The organism is Mycobacterium numidiamassiliense, assembly GCF_900157365.1.
Classification (GTDB): Bacteria; Actinomycetota; Actinomycetes; order Mycobacteriales; family Mycobacteriaceae; genus Mycobacterium; species Mycobacterium numidiamassiliense.
On record NZ_FUEZ01000004.1, the window covers coordinates 243179 to 261557 of the forward strand.

The 18379-nt window shown below is 68.3% G+C and carries 20 protein-coding genes; 10 read left to right on the forward strand and 10 right to left on the reverse strand.

Features of this window, described 5'->3' with window-relative positions:
• The first annotated feature begins 1 nt into the window (after position 1).
• On the forward strand, positions 2–826 hold the full coding sequence (locus MNAB215_RS09510; RefSeq protein ID WP_077078641.1) for a glycerophosphodiester phosphodiesterase: 825 nt from the start codon (positions 2–4) through the stop codon (positions 824–826).
• A gap of 2 nt (positions 827–828) precedes the next feature.
• On the opposite strand, the gene MNAB215_RS09515 is transcribed toward MNAB215_RS09510, so the two are convergent.
• Positions 829–2049 (reverse strand): LCP family protein, encoded by a 1221-nt coding sequence (locus MNAB215_RS09515; protein WP_077078642.1) that lies wholly within the window; start codon positions 2047–2049, stop codon positions 829–831.
• A 58-nt stretch (positions 2050–2107) separates the two neighbouring features.
• Positions 2108–2899, reverse strand: coding sequence for a DUF2470 domain-containing protein (locus tag MNAB215_RS09520; RefSeq protein WP_108637737.1), 792 nt, complete (start codon positions 2897–2899; stop codon positions 2108–2110).
• Between the two features lie 92 nt (positions 2900–2991).
• Between MNAB215_RS09520 and pheA the strand changes: the two genes are divergently transcribed.
• Complete coding sequence (gene pheA / locus MNAB215_RS09525; protein ID WP_077078644.1) at positions 2992–3921, forward strand: prephenate dehydratase; 930 nt, start codon at positions 2992–2994, stop codon at positions 3919–3921.
• Positions 3918–4604 carry a histidine phosphatase family protein gene (locus tag MNAB215_RS09530; protein WP_077078645.1) on the forward strand — a complete coding sequence of 229 codons (687 nt, stop codon included), beginning with the start codon at positions 3918–3920 and terminating at the stop codon, positions 4602–4604. Before pheA ends, MNAB215_RS09530 begins: the two co-directional genes overlap by 4 nt.
• 6 nt (positions 4605–4610) lie before the next feature.
• On the opposite strand, the gene MNAB215_RS09535 is transcribed toward MNAB215_RS09530, so the two are convergent.
• From MNAB215_RS09535 to MNAB215_RS09545, 3 genes are all read right to left on the reverse strand, one after another.
• Complete coding sequence (locus tag MNAB215_RS09535; RefSeq protein WP_077078646.1) at positions 4611–4802, reverse strand: hypothetical protein; 192 nt, start codon at positions 4800–4802, stop codon at positions 4611–4613.
• 74 nt (positions 4803–4876) lie between these two features.
• Positions 4877–5227 carry a metallopeptidase family protein gene (locus MNAB215_RS09540; RefSeq protein ID WP_077078647.1) on the reverse strand — a complete coding sequence of 117 codons (351 nt, stop codon included), beginning with the start codon at positions 5225–5227 and terminating at the stop codon, positions 4877–4879.
• Between the two features lie 4 nt (positions 5228–5231).
• Positions 5232–6602, reverse strand: coding sequence for a septum formation family protein (locus tag MNAB215_RS09545; protein WP_174604580.1), 1371 nt, complete (start codon positions 6600–6602; stop codon positions 5232–5234).
• 121 nt (positions 6603–6723) lie between these two features.
• Between MNAB215_RS09545 and serS the strand changes: the two genes are divergently transcribed.
• Positions 6724–7977, forward strand: a complete 1254-nt coding sequence (gene serS, locus MNAB215_RS09550; RefSeq protein ID WP_077078649.1) for a serine--tRNA ligase — start codon at positions 6724–6726, stop codon at positions 7975–7977.
• Here serS and MNAB215_RS09555 read toward each other — a convergent pair.
• Positions 7974–8459, reverse strand: coding sequence for a DUF2834 domain-containing protein (locus MNAB215_RS09555; RefSeq protein ID WP_077078650.1), 486 nt, complete (start codon positions 8457–8459; stop codon positions 7974–7976). The genes serS and MNAB215_RS09555 overlap by 4 nt on opposite strands.
• An 88-nt stretch (positions 8460–8547) precedes the next feature.
• Here MNAB215_RS09555 and MNAB215_RS09560 point away from each other — a divergent pair, with 88 nt between their 5' ends.
• Both MNAB215_RS09560 and MNAB215_RS09565 read left to right on the forward strand, forming a co-directional pair.
• A complete protein-coding gene (locus MNAB215_RS09560; protein WP_077078651.1) occupies positions 8548–9195 on the forward strand; it encodes a TetR/AcrR family transcriptional regulator in 648 nt (215 codons plus the stop codon).
• Between the two features lie 47 nt (positions 9196–9242).
• Positions 9243–10805: a phytoene desaturase family protein gene (locus MNAB215_RS09565; protein WP_077078652.1), complete on the forward strand. Its 1563-nt coding sequence runs from the start codon at positions 9243–9245 to the stop codon at positions 10803–10805.
• On the opposite strand, the gene MNAB215_RS09570 is transcribed toward MNAB215_RS09565, so the two are convergent.
• From MNAB215_RS09570 to MNAB215_RS09580, 3 genes are read right to left on the reverse strand one after another with little or no spacing between them, the layout of a single operon-like run.
• A complete protein-coding gene (locus MNAB215_RS09570) occupies positions 10802–11134 on the reverse strand; it encodes a hypothetical protein (protein ID WP_077078653.1) in 333 nt (110 codons plus the stop codon). The genes MNAB215_RS09565 and MNAB215_RS09570 overlap by 4 nt on opposite strands.
• On the reverse strand, positions 11131–12675 hold the full coding sequence (locus tag MNAB215_RS09575; protein WP_077078654.1) for an MBL fold metallo-hydrolase: 1545 nt from the start codon (positions 12673–12675) through the stop codon (positions 11131–11133). The genes MNAB215_RS09570 and MNAB215_RS09575 overlap by 4 nt, the downstream gene beginning before the upstream one ends.
• 49 nt (positions 12676–12724) lie before the next feature.
• On the reverse strand, positions 12725–13480 hold the full coding sequence (locus MNAB215_RS09580) for a phosphotransferase (protein ID WP_077078655.1): 756 nt from the start codon (positions 13478–13480) through the stop codon (positions 12725–12727).
• A gap of 63 nt (positions 13481–13543) precedes the next feature.
• On the opposite strand from MNAB215_RS09580, the gene MNAB215_RS09585 reads away from it, so the two are divergent.
• The 4 genes from MNAB215_RS09585 to MNAB215_RS09600 are packed head-to-tail and all read left to right on the forward strand — an operon-like array spanning position 13544 to position 16683.
• Positions 13544–14305 carry a lysophospholipid acyltransferase family protein gene (locus MNAB215_RS09585; protein WP_077078656.1) on the forward strand — a complete coding sequence of 254 codons (762 nt, stop codon included), beginning with the start codon at positions 13544–13546 and terminating at the stop codon, positions 14303–14305.
• Positions 14306–14311: 6 nt separating this feature from the next.
• A complete protein-coding gene (locus MNAB215_RS09590; RefSeq protein ID WP_077078657.1) occupies positions 14312–15058 on the forward strand; it encodes a lysophospholipid acyltransferase family protein in 747 nt (248 codons plus the stop codon).
• 15 nt (positions 15059–15073) lie between these two features.
• Positions 15074–15859 carry a lysophospholipid acyltransferase family protein gene (locus MNAB215_RS09595; RefSeq protein ID WP_077078658.1) on the forward strand — a complete coding sequence of 262 codons (786 nt, stop codon included), beginning with the start codon at positions 15074–15076 and terminating at the stop codon, positions 15857–15859.
• Positions 15856–16683 (forward strand): HAD family hydrolase, encoded by an 828-nt coding sequence (locus MNAB215_RS09600; protein ID WP_108637599.1) that lies wholly within the window; start codon positions 15856–15858, stop codon positions 16681–16683. Before MNAB215_RS09595 ends, MNAB215_RS09600 begins: the two co-directional genes overlap by 4 nt.
• On the opposite strand, the gene MNAB215_RS09605 is transcribed toward MNAB215_RS09600, so the two are convergent.
• Complete coding sequence (locus tag MNAB215_RS09605; RefSeq protein ID WP_217348924.1) at positions 16680–18359, reverse strand: LGFP repeat-containing protein; 1680 nt, start codon at positions 18357–18359, stop codon at positions 16680–16682. The genes MNAB215_RS09600 and MNAB215_RS09605 overlap by 4 nt on opposite strands.
• Positions 18360–18379 lie beyond the last annotated feature (20 nt).

Genomic DNA, 18379 nt, shown 5'->3' on the forward strand with positions numbered 1-18379 from the left:
TATGACGTGGGCCGACGAGGTGCTCGGCGGGCATCCCTTTGTCGTCGCCCACCGCGGGGCGTCGGCTGACCGGCCCGAACACACTCTGGCCGCCTACGATCTCGCCCTCAAAGAGGGCGCCGACGGCCTGGAATGCGATGTGCGGCTGACCCGCGACGGCCACCTGGTCTGCGTGCATGACCGCCGACTGGAGCGAACGTCGAGCGGCGCCGGCCTGGTCAGCACGATGACGCTGGCCCAGCTGAGTGAACTCGATTACGGCGCGTGGCACGAGAGTTGGCGCTCCGACGGAGGGCAGGGCGATACCAGCCTCCTGACGCTGGACGCATTGGTATCGCTCGTTCTGGACTGGCACCGGCCGGTGAAGCTGTTCATCGAGACCAAGCATCCGGTCCGCTACGGCTCACTGGTGGAAAGCAAATTGCTGGCCCTGCTGCACCGCTTCGGCATCGCCTCGCCGGCGTCTGCCGACCGATCTCGGGCGGTCGTCATGTCGTTCTCGGCCGCCGCGGTGTGGCGGATCCGCCGAGCCGCGCCGCTGCTGCCGACCGTGCTGCTCGGCAACACCGCCCGCTACCTGACCAGTAGCGCCGCGACGGCCATCGGCGCGACGGCCGTCGGGCCTTCGGTGGCGGCGTTGCGGGATTATCCGCAGCTGGTGGATCGCGCCGCGGCGCAGGGCCGGTCCGTCTACTGCTGGACCGTCGACGAGTACGACGACATCGACTTCTGCCGCAGCGTCGGGGCGGCCTGGATTGCCACCAATCACCCGGGCCGCACCAGGGCCTGGCTGCAGAATGCGCGGACGATCGAAGGCAGCGGCTAGCGCTACTGGCCGGGCGCGGTGGTGGGCGCAGGCGCATCGGAGGCCAGCGCGGCGAACAGCTTGCCCGCCGCGTCGTCGTCCCAGACCACCACCGAGCCGACATCGCTGCCGGTGAACGAACCGATCGGCACGGTCATCGCGGTGGGGGACCCGTGCAGCGCCCAGCCGAGCTGGGCCAAGTTCCACACGTGCGCATCCTGGTCGACGGTGAGCGCGTCGGCGGCCGCGCGGTCGACGGAGTACCAGCGCCACGGGTTGAGCCAGACCGCCGGGCTGGCGGCGCGGTGCAGCAGCGCGGACACGAATTGCCGTTGATTGATCATCCGGTCCAGGTCTGCCCGCGGGGTGTCGCGGGTCCTCACGTACCCGAGCGCGTCGCGGCCCCGCAGCTGCTGGCAGCCGGCCGGCAGATCGATGCCGGCCAACGGGTCGTTGATCGCCGTGGCCGGGCACACCGTGACGCCGCCGAGGGCGTCCACCAGGGCCGCGAAGCCGCTGAAGCCGATCTCGGCGTAGTGGTCGAGGCGCAGTCCGGTGGCCTGCTCGACGGTCTGGACGAGCAGGGAGGCCCCGCCTATCGCGAATGCGGAGTTGATTTTGTCCTTGCCGTGTCCGGGGATCGATACGAGGGAATCGCGGGGTATCGACACCAGCGTGGTCGGGGTGCTCGAACCGAGATGCGGCACATGGACCAGCAGGATGGTGTCGGTGCGGCCGTTGCCGATGTCGCCGCCGGTGGCCAGGTCCTGCTGTTGCGCAGCGCTGAGGCCCCGGCGGCTGTCGGACCCGACGAGCAGCCAGTTGGTGCCGGCACCCGACCCTGGTCGACCGGTGTAGTTGGTGAATACCGGCTCGCGGTGCAGCGCCGTGTCGAACCACACGGCGCCGCCGACGATGGCTAGGCCGATGAGCAGCGGGACGACCAGCACTGTGCGCACGATTCGTCGGGCCCAGCGCCGCTTGCGGCGCCTGCGGTGGGTCCCGGGGGCTCCCGGCCGGGGCGGAGGCGCTGACTGCTGGGCCGGACGCGGCCGCGGGCCCGGCGGCGGCGGAGCTTCGGGGGCAGGCGCGGGCGGCGGCAGCCGCTGCAGCGGGACCGTCTGATCGGTCGCCGACGGCGGCCGGCCGGGGTGGCGGTGAATCACCTGCGACGGCTCGCGACGGCTGGCAGGCGGGACGCGCCGCCCGGGCCATCCACGTTCGGGTGATCGGTCGCCGGGCACCGGGATAACCTACGTGTCCCCACCCGGTGCGGCCAGCGGGGAACGTGGATACCGCCGGTTACCGGCGGGCGCGCAAGCCGTTGATGAAGGGGCAACCCATCAGCACGCGGAACGCTTTACTGAGGCCGGTCATGTCGTCCACCGGCTTGTGGAACGGCAGTCGGATGTCGTGGTCGCCGTCCTCGCCCTCGACGCGGAACCGCACGCCGTACCGGTCGAGACCCAGCGGCCGGACCTGCCCGCGGCGCAGCGCGGCGGGCAATCTGGACACCAGCCGCGCGACCACGTCGCTGTGGGCCTTGTCCAGGTGCCACAGCAGGCCCGACTCGAGCTCGCAGAACGGGTCGGGTCGGGCCGCGAGTAGATCGTCCACGCTGACGGGCTCGGCGCCGGTGGCGTCGGTGACCACCACCGAGTCGATTGCGAGCCGCAGCAGCGTATAGCGGGTGTCCTGCGGGTTGCTGGGCATGGAGTGGGGCGTATCGACCTGCAGCAGGGCCGGGTTCGGGCATTCGGTGGCGATCAGGTCGAGCGTTTGTGTCACCGACGCGGGCGGAACCTGCTGCAGGCGGCCGCGCACCCACACCAGCGAGCGGACCGGCTCGCGCAGCGGCAGCGGTGCATAGTCGGTCAGCTCGAGCAGTGCCTGGGATCCGGCCACCAGGCCGCCCTGCGCACCGCCGCGCGCGACGGGCAGCGTCACCGCGAAGGATCCGTCGTCCAGCAGGTGGTGCACCGGCGTGGCGACGGGGTCTTCGCGCTCGACGGCCAGCAGCGCGCCACCGGCCCGATGACAGGCGCTGCGGATGCGTTCGGCAGTCGTCGGCGCGGCGCTGGTCAGCGGTAACATCATTCTCCTCTGATGGTTAGGTAAGCCTAAGTTAACTTAGATCACGGAACGCTGCAAGGCCCGATTCGGATCAACGCCGTTAGGGTTGGGGCGTGTCCCGCATCACTTACCTCGGTCCCGAGGGGACCTTTACCGAGGCGGCGCTGCTGCACATGACGGCCGTCGGTCTGATCCCCGACGACGGCGCTGAGGCTGTGCAGCGGCTGCCGATCGACAGCACACCGGCGGCGCTGGACGCGGTGCGCAAGGGCGAGGCCGACTACGCGTGCGTGCCGATCGAGAACTCGATCGACGGGTCGGTGATGCCCACGTTGGACAGCTTGGCCATCGGCTCGCCGCTGCAGGTCTTCGCCGAGACGACACTGGATGTGGCGTTCAGCATCGTCGTCAAGGCCGGCCGCAGCGCCGCCGACGTGCGGACGCTGGCCGCTTTCCCGGTCGCCGCGGCGCAGGTGCGGCAATGGGTCGCGGCCAACCTGCCGACCGCCGAACTTCGCCCCGCGTACTCCAATGCCGACGCGGCCCGGCAGGTGGCCGAGGGGCAGGCTGACGCGGCGGTGGCCTCGCCGCTGGCCGTCACCCGGTGGGGGCTGGCCACCCTCGCCGACGGCGTCGTCGACGAGTCCAACGCGCGCACCCGGTTCGTGCTCGTCGGCAATCCTGGACCGCCACCGGTATGGACGGGAGCGGACCGCACGTCGGTGGTGCTGCGCATCGACAACGCGCCCGGCGCGCTGGTGGCAGCGCTCGCCGAATTCGGCCTCCGCGACATCGACCTCATCCGCATCGAATCCAGGCCGACCCGCACCGAGCTCGGCACGTACCTGTTCTTCGCCGACTGCGTCGGTCACATCGACGATTTCGCCGTCGCCGAGGCACTCAAGGCGCTGCATCGACGTTGTGCGGACGTGCGATATCTGGGTTCCTGGGCAACGGGGCCCGCCACAGCTGTGGGTGCACCGCCCCCGGACGAGGCGACGCGCTGGCTGGAGCGGCTGCGCGACGGGAAGCCGGCGCAATGAGCGGACGGCTGGTGCTGGTGCGGCATGGGCAGTCCCATGCCAACGTCGAGCGCAGGCTGGACACCCGGCCACCCGGGACCGAGCTGACGGAGTTGGGTCGGGACCAGGCGCTGGGCTTCGCCCGCGGTATCGGCAGGCCGGGGCTGCTCGCGCACTCGGTGGCCGCCCGGGCGTCGCAGACGGCCGCGGTGATCGGCGCGGAAGCCGACGTGGCCACCCACCCGCTGGCGGGCATTCACGAGGTCCAGGTCGGGGAGCTGGAAAACCGCAACGACGACGAGGCGGTGGCCCAGTTCAACGCCATCTACGAGCGGTGGCACCGCGGTGAACTCGACGTCCCCTTGCCCGGCGGCGAGACCGGCAACGACGTGCTGGACCGCTACGTGCCGGTGCTCACCGAGCTACGCATGCGCTACCTGGACGATTACGAATGGAACGGCGACATCGTCGTCGTCAGCCATGGCGCGGCGATCCGGCTGGCGTCCGCGGTGCTGGCCGGGGTGGACGCCGAGTTCGCGCTGGAGAACCACTTGAGCAACGCCGATTCCGTCGTGCTGGCCCCGATCACCGATGGCCGATGGAGCTGTCTGCGGTGGGGAGCCCTGACCCCGCCGTTCTACCCGGAGCCCGATCCCACCGCGGTCGTCGATGCGGTGCGGTTCGGCACCGATCCGATGGGGTGACGACCTTCAGACCGCCAGCGCCAGCGATTCTGTGCACTCGCAGCCGATGGCTTCGCAGTCGATCGCGAAGGTGTGCGGCATCAGCTCGGGGCTGACACAGTCGGCCTCGGTGCACTCCGACCGGCGCAATGCATGACGAATGATGGTGCCGTGGCAGTGATCTAGGCCTGCCAGGCAGTCGCGGCACTCAGCGCTCATGAGCCGTTCTTAGCACCAGGGGAAGACAAATCCGGGATGACGCGCCCGGCCGACGCCGGGTTGTCGGGCGGTCGTCAGGCCCAGCCCAATTCCTCCAGGCGATGGTCGTCAATGCCGAAGTGGTGGGCGATCTCGTGAATGACCGTGATCGCCACCTCTTCGACCAGCTCCTCGTCGGTGTCGCAGACGTCGAGCAGCGCCTCGCGGTAGATCGTGATGGCGTCCGGCAGCGCTCCGCCGTAGTCGGAATCGCGCTCGGTCAACGCCACCCCCTCGTACAGCCCGAGCAGTTCCGGGTCCTCGGGATGGCGGTCTTCGACCAGAATGACGACGTTATCCATCGCGGCCGCCAGTTCGGCTGGGATCAGGTCGAGTGCGTCTGCGACCAGCTCGTCGAACCGCTGCGGCTCCATCCGCACGGCCACCCGGTTAGCCTCCCGGTGCGGGCGGGGGCGGCGGCACCCCGGGATCGCCCGGCTGGGGCGGCACCGGTGCGTCCTGCGGCGGCCCGAACCCCGGCGGCAGCCCGCCGTCCGGCGGCGGCGGGACCTGTTGCGGCGCTTGGGTGGCCGGGGCCTGCGAGGCCGGCGAGCGGGGTGGGGTGACCACCGGCTGTTGCTGCGGGAGGTGCTGATTGCCCGGCGGCATTTCCGGCGCGGTGGGAGCGCTGGGCTGGTTGGTGGTCGGCACCTGAACGGGCATCGGCGGCATCGTCAGCCGCTCTTCGGGAATGTCGGGCGGTGCCACCGGCGGCAGGCCGTTGATCAGCAGTTGCCCCTTGGCGCTGTTGACCAGCGTGGCCCAGCCGCCGTTGCCCAGCGTCGCGCCGATGCTGCAGGCGACCTCACGGCTGCCCGCCGACCAGCTCGGCAGCGCCAGGGTGGGGTAGATCAGCGTCAGGGTGGTGGTGCGCAACTTGATCGGGGCCAGATAGGCGTCGGTCATCTTGGTGCAGGAATCCTTGATGAAACCGTCCTGATCGGGCTCGGCGGGCAGCGCGGCGGGAAACTTCTCGGCCAGGTTGACCGTGCCGGTGACCTCCATGGCATGCGGCGCCCCGCATTCGACGGGAACGTCGATGGGTTGGTTGGTCGACGGATCGATTCCCAAGCAGGTGCCGGCCGGCCACACCTTGGACTGGTCGACGTCGGCGACCTTGCCCTTGAAGGTGGCCTGGGCGTTGTTCGGGCCGGGCAGTTGCAGGCCGCACAGCATGCGCCGCTCGCCGGACTGACGCCAGGCCCGGTCGCCCGCCCACAGCATGCTGACGGTGAACTTGCTGTTGGGATCGAACTTGGGCCCGAGGTAGCGGTGCACGGCGGACTCGCACTGCTCCTGGCTGATCTGCTGGATGCGGGCGGGCGACGGCGGCGCGGCGTTGGGTCCGTATTCGGATCCCGGGAACGTCCGCATGTCGATCGACTCGGCGACTTCGAACTTGTGGTCGTCGGCGCAGTTGACGATGCGCGCCGACTCGGGTGTGACGTCGGGCCACATCAGGCAGTTGCCGCTGCTGGCCCGGTTGAAGGCGGCGTCGCTCTTTGCTCCGGTGGTGGGTACCGGATTGCTGTCCATGTAGCCGGCAAGCCGCCCCGACCCGTTGCCGGCGACCGGGAGCGCGGTCACCAGCCCGGCGATCAGCAGGCCGCCCAGCGCGGTCAGCAGCAAGGCGCGCCGGGTTGCCGCCGCCTGCAACGAACTCGGCCACCCGAAGACGCCCGCCTGCTCATCCGCTTCGGCAGCGGGTGGCGCGGCGGGCGGGTTGGCGGGGGAAACTTCCGTCTCGAGCGTGTCCGACATCGACTCCATTCTGACAGGACGAGCGAAGTTACTGTGACGATTGTTACAAAAGTGCATCCTGGGGATCCGGTGCGTCGGTGCTGCGCAACCTGCGGGCCGATCGAAAAGTAGTCTTGCGGCCGTGATCGACCTGAAGCTGCTCCGCGAAGACCCCGATGCCGTGCGGCGTTCGCAACTCAGCCGCGGAGAAGACCCTGCGCTGGTGGACGCGTTGTTGACCGCCGACGCCGCGCGCCGGTCCGCGATATCGAGCGCCGACACGCTGCGGGCCGAACAGAAGGCCGCGAGCAAGGGTGTGGGCAAGGCGTCGCCCGAGCAGCGCCCGGCGTTGTTGGCGCACGCGAAAGAACTGGCCGAGCAGGTGAAGGCCGCCGAAACCGCCCAGGCGGACGCGGAGGTGGCGTTCACCGCGGCGCACATGGCGATCTCCAACGTCGTTGTCGACGGAGTGCCCGCAGGCGGGGAAGACAACTTCGCGGTGCTCGACATCGTCGGCGAGCCGCCGGCGCTCGAGAACCCGAAGGACCATCTGGAACTCGGGGAATCGCTGGGTCTCATCGACATGCAGCGCGGCGCCAAGGTATCCGGATCGCGGTTCTACTTCCTGACCGGTCAGGGCGCGCTGTTGCAGCTCGGGTTGCTACAACTGGCGCTGCGGCTGGCCGTCGCCAACGGTTTCATCCCGATGATCCCGCCGGTGCTGGTGCGACCCGAGGTGATGGCGGGTACCGGATTCCTGGGCGCCCACGCCGACGAGATCTACCGGGTGGAGGCCGACGACCTGTATTTGGTCGGCACCTCCGAGGTGCCGCTAGCCGGCTATCACGCCGACGAGATCCTGGATCTGTCCGCCGGGCCGCTGCGGTACGCGGGCTGGTCGTCGTGCTTTCGCCGAGAGGCCGGCAGCTACGGCAAGGACACCCGCGGCATCATCCGGGTGCATCAGTTCGACAAGGTCGAAGGCTTCGTCTACTGCATGCCCGACGTCGCCGAGGCCGAACACCAGCGGCTGCTGGGCTGGCAGCGCGAGATGTTGGCGCTCATCGAGGTGCCGTATCGGGTAATCGACGTGGCCGCAGGCGATCTCGGCTCTTCGGCCGCCCGCAAATTCGACTGTGAGGCGTGGGTTCCGACGCAGCAGACCTACCGCGAGCTGACCTCGACATCGAACTGCACCACGTTTCAGGCGCGCCGACTGGCCACCCGCTACCGGGACGAGAACGGCAGGCCGCAGACCGCGGCCACGCTCAACGGCACGCTGGGCACGACGCGGTGGCTGGTGTCCATCCTGGAGAACCACCAGCAGCCCGACGGCAGTGTGCGGGTGCCCGCCGCACTGGTTCCGTTCGTCGGCACCGAGGTGCTCGAGCCCTAGGCGCCGACCGACTCGCGGGCCTTTGCGTGGCGGTGCTGCCGTTCCATCGTGGCGAAGTAGAAGGCGAACCCGAACGTAAAGCTGGTGAACAGGCTCGACACAAAGAACAGCCAGGGCCGCCGCAGTCCACGCCGGTAGCCGTCGGCGATGGTAAAGACCGGCAGCAGAATGACATTCGCGATGGTGTAGTCCTGGCTGGCGGAGTCCGCCGCCGGGTTGGTGAACATCAGCCGGATGTATTCGGCCCAGCTGCCGTGTTCGCCCCACAGGGGATTGGTGGAGCCGTGCGCGTATTGCTGCACGTAGGTGATGTTGAAATACCAGCCCAGCACCACCGAGGCGATACCGATGACGTAGTACACGATTTCCAGCGGTGAGAACAACGGGCCGCTTGCCGGCCGGGCGAACACCTTGGAGTTGGACGCCACGATCCAGGCGATTACCGCGAACCCGAGAACTGCGTGGGTGAGAAGCGAGACCATGGGCGCAGTCTCACCCCCGCCGCAAAGTTTTGTCAATGTTGACACAACTAGAGCGATAACAAATCCGGGGTGTTGGTACTTTATTGCAATGGTCAGGCCCGCTCAGACGGCGCGCAGCGAACGTACTCGTGATGCGTTGCGCCAGGCTGCGGTGGTGCGATTCCTGGCCCAGGGCGTGGAAGACACGTCGGCCGAACAGATTGCCGCCGACGCCGGGGTGTCGCTGCGGACGTTCTACCGCCACTTCAGCTCCAAGCACGATCTGCTGTTTGCCGACTACACCGGGTTGCACTGGTTTCGCGCGGCCCTGGATGCCAGGCCGGACGATGAAGCGATCATCGATTCGGTGCAGTCGGCCATCTTCTCGTTTCCGTATGACGTTGACGCCGTGGCCAAGATCGCCGCGCTGCGGCAAGACGAGCTCGACCCCGGCCGCATCGTCCGGCACATTCGGGAGGTGCAGGCCGACTTCGCCGACGCCATCGCAGCGCAGCTGCAACGCCGTCGCTCCGAGGCCAGCGGCGCTGCGGATCGGACCGCGGACGAACGGGTGCGTACCGCGGTGACCGCGCGCTGCATTGCCGCCGCGGTGTTCGGTGCGATGGAGGTGTGGATGGTCGGCGACGAGCGGTCTCTCGGCGAACTCGCGCGGGTGTGCCACGCGGCGCTGGAGTCACTCCGGGCGGGCATCACCGACTCGTGGGTCACGGCGCCAGCCCGCCCGGTTTCGTCATAATTGACAAAACTTTGTGACCGTGCGAGCCTCCTTCCGGAGGGCAGGACATGACTGGTTATGACGCGATAGTTGTCGGTGCGGGACACAACGGGCTGGCCGCGGCCGTGCTGCTGCAGAAGGCAGGCCTGCGGACGGTGTGTCTGGATTCAAAGCTCTACGCCGGTGGAATGGCTTCCACGGTCGAGCTTTTCGACGGGTACCAGTTCGAGATCGCGGGTTCGGTGCAGTTCCCGACCGCCCCGGTGGTCCGGCAGGAACTCGGCCTGGACACGTTGCCGACGATCGACCTGGACGTGATGTCGGTGGCGCTGCGCGGTGTCGGTGACGATCCGATGGTCCAGTACAGCGATCCCATCAAGTTGTTCACCCACCTCAACGAGGTGCACGGGGCCGACGCCGTCAACGGGATGGCGGGCCTGATGGGCTGGGCCCAGGCGCCGACCCGGGCGCTGGGCCGTTTCGAGGCCGGAGCGCCGCCCAAGTCGATCGACGAGATGTATGCCTGTGCCACAAACGAATTCGAGCGTTCGGCCATTGACGACATGTTGTTCGGTTCGGTCACCGATGTGCTGGACCGCTACCTGCCGGACCGCGAGAAGCACGGTGCGCTGCGCGGCTCGATGACCGTGCTGGCCGTCAACACCCTCTACCGCGGGCCGGCCACCCCGGGCAGCGCGGCCGCGCTGGCCTTCGGGCTGGGCGTTCCCGACGGCGACACCATGCAGATGAAGAAGCTGCGCGGCGGCATCGGTGCGCTGACGGCGCATCTGGCCGACTTGCTGACCAGCCAGGGCGGCGAAGTTCGGCTGCGCAGCAAGGTGGACGAGATCCTTGTCGCCGACGGTCGGGTGACCGGCGTTCGCATCGAGTCGGGCGAGACGCTGGCCGCCCCGATCGTCATCTCCGCGGTAGCGCCCGACCTGACGGTCAACGAGCTGGTGGACCCGGGGGCACTGCCTGCCGATATCCGTGAGCGCTACGCACGGATCGATCACCGCGGCAGCTACCTGCAGATGCATTTCGCCCTCGATGAAGCCCCCGAGTTCGCGGCACCCTACGAGGCGCTCAACGATCCCAGCATGCAGGCGTCGATCGGTATCTTCTGCACGCCTGAGGAGGTGCAACAACAGTGGGAAGACTGCCGGCGCGGCATCGTCCCCGCCGACCCGACGGTCGTCTTCCAGATTCCGTCGCAGAACGATCCGGACCTCGCTCCCGAGGGCAAGCACGCCGCGTCGGCATTCGCGCTGTGGTTCCCCATCGAGGGCGATGTGGACTACGGGGCCGCCAAGGTTGAAATGGGCCAGCGGGTGATCGACAAGATCACCCGGTTGGCACCCAACTTCGAGCGCAGCATCAGCCGGCACACCACCTTCACGCCCCGGCACATGGGTGTGATGTTCGGCGCCCCGGGCGGCGACTACTGCCACGGCTTGTTCCACGCGCAGCAGGTTGGTCCCAACAGGCCCGGCCCGAAAGGTTATCTCGGACAACCACTCCCAATCCAGGGGCTGTACCTGGCCAGCACCGGATGCCACGGCGGTCCAGGGATCACCTTCATTCCCGGCTACAACGCCGCACGTGCGGCGCTAGACGACGCGGGACGTTAACCGAGCTGACCCAGCAGCTCGTCCAGCAGGGCGATGAACTCGCCCGGGCGGGCGGGGGTGAACGCCGGACTGGGCCGGGTGCCGGGGATGTCCAGGGTGATCAGTGTCGACCGCAATGGCCGCTTCACGTCCAGCGGCAGCCAATGGCGGGGGTCCGGACCGCCCCAGAAGCTGAACCGAGCCGCGAACCAGCCCAGCGACTCGGTTTTGTAGCCGCGGATTGTGCTGAGCGCCACGATCTTCGACGTTCCGGACGGAAAGTGGTAGCGGCGCAACGTAATCGCCGCCCGATCCAGCTGGATCAGCCCGTCGTCGTAGCTATCGCTCATGCCCGCGAACTTCGCAACTGGTGACCTCGGGTGGTCAGGCAGCGGCCGTCGTCCAGCCGCCACTGCCAACCGTGCAGATTGCAGGTCAGCGTGTCTCCCTCTATCACACCGAATTTCGACAGGTCGGCTTTGAGATGGGGGCAGCGACGTTGAATTTCCCAGCCGTCCATCGTGATCGAGGCGGAGTCGTCGTGGGTCTCGGCGAACCAGCCGTCGGCGTACGCGATCCGCTCGTCGGTCAGGCACTTGAAGAAGGTGTACAGGTACTCGTTATAGCCGCCGACCCGCCACGCCGTGAAGCGGGTGGACAAGAAGATGGTGTTGACCCAGTCGGGCTCGTGGTCGCGCAGCACCGTCCGGACCAACTCCGGCGCGATCCCGAATCCGTATCGGACCCTCTCGTCCGGGATGCGTTCGCGCACAACGCGTTTAGGGAAGTCCAGAACGACGGTCTCCGGACCGATCACCAGCTCGACGGGGTAGCCGATCCCATCGCAGATCTCGTTGCTTTGCAGCATGATCGGCTCGAACAGCGCCCGAAGCGGTTCCAGCAACGGTTCTCCGGTCGCGGGGGCCCAGCTCGCCCGCTCCGCGGCAAGCACGGGCGCCATCCGTTCGGCATAGTCGGCGATGTAGGCCGACTTGCCGGTGGTGAAAATTGCCTCGACCTCGTCGACCGGATGGGTCAGCGAATTCAACACCGTGCCAGTGAAATCCGCGACCGACCCGGGAATCATGAGTAGGCCGCCGTCGTGGCCGTGCCTGCGCATCTGGTCCAGGAACACCATTTGGTCGGGGAAGATGTTGGCCGGGTCACCGCGGTCGTCGTTGAGATCACGCAGTGCGGGATCCAAGAAGCACGGCGGCCCGGCCGATGGCACCACCCAGGTCGCGCCGACCTGGTCGATGTACTGGCGCGCGCGGTCCATGCCGCGCTGCCGCTTCTGGGTGGCGAACGACTCCTTGGCGCGGGCCGGCATGTCGTAGACCATCGGGTACCAGATCGCTCCCGAGTACTGCAGCAGATGCACGTCGATGTGCCCGAATTCGCGACTCAACACGTCCAGATCCACCGGCCGGGCATCGTTCATGTTGAAAACCGTCGTCGCGCCGTCGGAGATCGCCAGGGCCGAATCGCCGATCGGGCCGTCGGCGGGCGCCCGCAGGGCGATGACCATGATGTCGAGGTCGCCCTTGCGTCCGCTGATCCGGTGTTTGACCGAGTCGCCGGTCTCGAAGAAGCGGTGAAAACCTAGCTTCTGCAGTTCATTTCGGAGATCGGGCACTGGGAAGTCGGGCAGCAGCACCAGAGCGTCTTTGTTGACGTGCTCGCTCAGGTGCTTGGCGTCGAAGTGATCCTTGTGCAGGTGCGAGACATACAGGTAGTCGCAGTTGCCCAGCGTGTCCCAGTCCAGGGTGCTGTTGTCCGGGAACGGAAACCACGACGCGAAGTAGGCCGGGTTGACCCAGGGGTCGCACAGGATCGTGCCCGCATGGGTCTGGATCAGAAATCCGGCGTGGCCTACGCTTGTGACCTGCACAAATACCTTTCGGTGCCGTTCGGGATGAGGGGCTTTTCAGCCCCCGAGCTTAGCGTGAGGCCGCATCCGAGGTGTGATCGAAGGCCCGCCATAGCCGCCGGTAGTAGTCGATGCGTACCGGGTCCGGCCGCACACCGTAGGCGGTGAACAGCTCGGCCTCCCACGATCGGCCGGGATAGTTCCAGCCCAGCGAGAGCGTGGCCACCGCCAGATCGGCCCACCGGTCGGCCACGCCGAGCTCGCCGAAGTCGACGTGCCCGCAACAACGGCCGTCGTCGTCGATCAGCGTGTTGGGTGAGCAGGCGTCGCCGTGGCAGACCACCAGCCGGTCGATCGGCGGCGGCTCGCCCAGCTGCGCACGGCCCTTCGAGGACAGCCTGTCCAGCCGGTTGGTCGCCGACCAGTCGAACGGGCATGACCACACCGGCAATCGGTCGTGCAGTACACGCAGCCCGGCGCCGACCGCTCGCACCGCCACTTCCGGGGCCGCCAGCCAGCGTGGGTGGACCGCGGACAGGCCAGGCAGCGCTCCGGTGTGCAGCCAGGCCCGGTCGCCGGCTTCGTCGACACCGAACCCCAACACGGGCGGCACCGTCAGGTGGGGAGCCGCCCAGCGCAGGCGCCGGGCCTCGGCGGCGAAGTCAACGGTTGCGTCGGCCACCTTGACGAACTCGGCAGAGATGCCAGAACCCAGCCGGAAGGTCACGCCGCCGTCCCCGTTGACCCAGACCGCGCGCACCCGCCTGCCGTCGGCCAGCCGGTGCACGATCGTGGGCACCGGCGGCGGCGACGACGGGTAGGTCACGGCTGGTCTTCTCTCCACACCACTGCGGGCGGCTCACAGCCAGGAGCACTAGGCTCAGACGCTGTGGAACCGGTTTACGGGACTATCATTCAGCTCGCTCGCCTGACCTGGCGCCTGCAAGGGCTGAAGATCAGCGTCGCGGGTGTCGAGAACCTCCCGGCCAGCGGCGGCGCTGTCGTCGCGATCAACCACACCGGCTACCTCGACTTCACCTTCGCCGGTCTGCCCGCCTACAAGCAGGGCCGCAAAGTGCGGTACATGGCCAAGCAAGAGGTGTTCGACGGCAAGGTCACCGGGCCGATCATGCGCAGCCTTCGGCACATCCCGGTGGATCGCCAAGACGGGGCCGCCTCCTACGAGGCCGCCGTCCGGAACCTCAAGGACGGGGAGCTGGTCGGGGTCTACCCCGAGGCGACCATCAGCCGCAGCTTCGAGATCAAGGAATGCAAGAGCGGCGCCGCCCGCATGGCGGTGGAAGCCGGGGTGCCGATCATTCCGCACATCGTCTGGGGTGCGCAGCGCATCTGGACCAAGGGCCACCCGAAGAAGCTGCTGCGCCCCAAGGTGCCGATCACGGTGCTGGTCGGCGAACCGATCGCACCGACGCTGGCCGTCGAGGAACTGAAGGTCGTGCTGCACTCGCGGATGCAGCACCTGCTGGAACGGGCACAAGAACAGTACGGACCGCACCCGGCCGGGGAGTTCTGGGTGCCGCGCCGCCTCGGTGGTGGCGCCCCGTCCCTGGCCGAAGCCGCCCGCCTAGACGCCGAGGAGGCGGCCGAGCGGGCGGCCCGGCGCGCCCAAGCCCCAGGGGCGCCGGAGTAGTCACCGATGGTAGAGCCGACCTACCGCACCTGCGAGATCCTGGCCCAGTTGGCCATCCTGGCCACCGGCACCCGGATCACCTACTGCGGGGAGGAGAACGTCCCCCGATGCGGCGGTGCGGTCGTGACCATCAATCACACCGGCTATGTCGACTTTCTTCCGGCCGCGCTGGCCATGCGGCGCCGCGGCCGCCGGCTGCGGTTCATGATCAAGGCCGAGATGCAGCAGGTGAAGGTGGTCAACTTCCTGATCAACCACACCGGCACAATTCCGGTGGACCGGGGCGCCGGGGCGGGTGCCTATGCGGCAGCGGTGCAGCGGCTGCGCGAGGGCGAGTTGGTCGGCGTCTACCCCGAGGCGACCATCAGCCGCAGCTTCGAGCTCAAGGAGTTCAAGACCGGGGCGGCGCGCATGGCGATGGAAGCGGACGTCCCGATTGTCCCGGTGATCGTCTGGGGAGCCCAGCGCGTGTGGACCAAGGACCACCCCCGGAAAATCGGGCGCGACAACGTGCCGATCACCGTGCAGGTCGGCGCGCCGTTGCGGGCCGCGGACGACATTGCCGGCACCGACGCCACGCTGCGCGAGTCGATGACCGCGCTGCTGCACCGCGTGCAGGAGAATTATCCGCATCCGGCCGGGGCCTACTGGGTGCCCCGCCGATTGGGTGGCGGGGCACCGACGCGAGCCGAGGCGGCTCAGATCGAGGCAGACGAGGCGGCGGCGAAGGCCGCCCAGCGACCCGCACCGTAGGGCGAAGGAGAGGGCATGGCAGAGCCGTTTTACCGGTTAGGTGAGTGGATCGTTCCGCCGATGGTGGCCATGCAGGGCACCACGTTCACCTTCCGCGGCCTGGAGCACATTCCCGCGCGGGGTGGTGCGTTACTGGCCCAGAACCACACCAGCTACCTGGACTGGCTTCCGCCGTTGTTCGCCGCGCGTGAGCGGGGCCGGCGCATGTACTTCATGATCAAGGCCGAAATGGCTGAGGTGAAGGCCGTCAACTACGTGATCAAGCACGCCAGGCTCATCCCGGTCGACCGCCGCAGCGGGCACGACGCGCTGGCGGTGGGCGTGCAGCGGCTGCGGGAGGGCGAACTGATCGGGATGCACCCCGAGGCCACCATCAGCCGCAGTTTCGAGCTTCGGGAATTCAAGACCGGGGCCGCACGCATGGCCTTGGAGGCGCAGGTGCCGATCGTTCCTATCATCGTCTGGGGGGCACACCGGATCTGGCCCAAGGATCATCCAAAGAAGGTGTGGCGCAACAAGGTTCCGATCACTGTGGCAGCGGGCAGGCCATTGCTGCCGCAGGGCAACCCCGAACAGCTCAACGTCGCGCTGCGCAACGCGATGACTGGCCTGCTGTATCAGGTGCAGGAGGAGTACCCGCACCCCGAAGGAGAGAACTGGGTGCCGCGCCGGCTGGGTGGCGCCGCGCCGACCCAGGAAGACTCCCAGGCGATCCGGTTGGCCGAGCTGCAGGAGCGAGTACAGAGGTACGGGACCGACGGCGTGACGCGTCCAGGACAGAATCAAAGCGGCAAGCATTGACCGTGACCCCACCGGCGCTCGTCGCCTGCGATGTCGACGGCACGTTGTTCGACGAAAACGAAACCATCACCCCCCGCACCCGCGATGCCGTGTGGGCCGCCGTCGAGGCCGGTGCCCGGTTCGTCGTGGCGACCGGTCGCCCGCCGCGCTGGATACGTCCGGTGGTCGAGGAACTCGGGTTCACGCCAATGGCGGTGTGCGCCAATGGCGCCGTCATCTACGACCCCGCGAACGACCGGGTGGTGTCGGCGCGGACCCTGCCCGTCGACACCCTGGGCGAGCTGGCCGAAATCGCTGCCCGCGCCATCCCGGGCGCGGGGCTGGCTGTCGAGCGGATCGGCGAGCGCGCGCACGACACGGCGACTCCGCAATTCGTCAGTTCGCCGGGCTACGAGCACGCGTGGCTGAACCCGGACAACACCGAAGTGTCGATCGACGATCTGCTCAGCGCCCCGGCGATCAAGCTGCTGATCCGCAAGGCCGGTGCCCGCAGCGCCGACATGGCCGCCGAACTTGCCAAGCACATCGGGATCGAGGGCGATATCACCTATTCCACCAACAACGGGCTGGTGGAGATCGTGCCGCTGGGCATCAGCAAGGCCACCGGCGTCGAGGAGGTCGCCAAGCCGCTGGGCATCGCCCGCGGTGAGGTGCTGGCGTTCGGCGACATGCCCAACGACCTGCCGATGCTGTTGTGGGCCGGCCACGGTGTGGCGATGGGGAACGCACACCCCGACGTGCTCGCCGCCGCGGACGAGATCACCGCGCCCAACTCCGATGACGGGGTCGGCCGGGTGCTGGAACGCTGGTGGGCCCGCGGCTAGGCGTTGGTCGGATGCGTCGGCAGCGAGAAGTGTTCGGGCGGCACCGTCGGCCCGCTCGGCGACTGCGTTGACAACGGTGTCGTGATTCCGTCGATCACTTCGGAGACGTCACCGGTGAGCCGATCGTAGTTCAGCGTCCCGTGCTGGAAGTTCTGGGTAATCTGCAGCGGCTCTTGAATTTCCGCGCTGGTCGGCAGGCCGAGCGGCCCGCGCTCGTAGCTTTGCGAGGCCCACGCGTCATAGATCGCGCCGGTGACCGGTTGGGGTCCCGTTTCGGGCGACCAGTACATGGCGCCCTTGGCGAAGGTGGCATAGCGGCCGTCGCCCTCGGTCGCGTCTTCGGGCGAAGTCGGCGCGCCCAGTACGCTGTTCATGCCGCCGATCGCTTCCCAGTGCTCGTAGATCGCCCCGCCCTTGAGCGCGTTGAGCAGCTCCTCGGGGGGGTCGTTGAAATGCGATGCGATGTCCCGGATTTCGTCCATCAGCGCGTAGGCGGCGTTGCCCGGGCAGTCGGTGTTGCCGACGTCGCGGTGGGTGAAGATGGTGGGCAACGTCGCGATGGCGCCGGCCGGGAAGGTCGTGTAGTGGCTACCCGCCGATTCCAGTTGGACGATGCCCTTGGGGTCGACGCCGTCCATGCCCAGGCGCCAGCCGAGCAGCCGGCCCACGGAGCGCAGCTGGAGCGGCGTCGGCGGTACGTCGTCGAAGTTGCCGATCATCGCCACACCCCAGGTGTTGCGGTTGAACCCGCCGGTGTGGAAGCCCTCGACCGCCTTCGTGAGGCCCCCTGAGCTGCCCTCGAACACCTGGCCGTATTTGTCGACCAGCGCGTTGTAGGCGATGTCGCACCACCCCAGCGTCTTGCTGTGATAGGTGTAAATTGCCTTGACGATGCCGGCGGATTCCAGCGGGGAGTAGTCGTTGCTGCCCGCGGTGTGGTGGATGACGGCGGCGCGAATTCCGTTGTCGTACTGCGGACTACCGCATCGCAGCGATTCGTCGGCGCCCCATTCCGCCCGGCTGATGATGGCGGGCGGCTGGCCGGGCATCAGCACCCCCGACGGCGGGGTCCAGTGTGTTTCGACCGGGGCTTGGGGCGGGGAGATGAGGATCGCCGAGATGTTCTGCCCGAAGGGCTGATCCCGTGACGCCGGCCGGTACCCGAGATCGGTGTTCTCCGACGACGGTGGAGGCGGTTGGGTCCCCCCGGTCGGCACGGCGTCGAGCGGGCGGGTCACCGCGATCTGCACGGTCGTGGTGGTGCCGACGAACACCGGATCGGTGCTGCGCGGTCCCTCGGTTGGTCCGGCCGCCTTGGCGGACCCCGTCAGCGGTTGGCCCGCCGAGGAGCCGTTGTCGGGTGCCGCGGTCTCGTATTCGGTCTGATACCAGGGCCCCCACGAGCCGTCGGCATGTCTGGCGCGCACCCGGGTGGAGGTGCCGGCCAGGTCGCCGGTGAGTGCGACCAACGAAAACGGTGTGGCCTGGCTGAGTTCGCGGACCGTGACGCCGGGTCCGAGCCCGATCAGCGGCTGCTCGGCGAGTTGGGTTCCGTGAGCCGGCGGCGGGTTGTGGTCGCCGCGATCGCGGGTCAGATTCGCCACCGCCGACACGATCACGATGGTCGCCGCGATGGCGGTAAGAAACATCGTGGGTGCGCGACTACGGGACGACACCAGCTGATGTTACGTGTGTT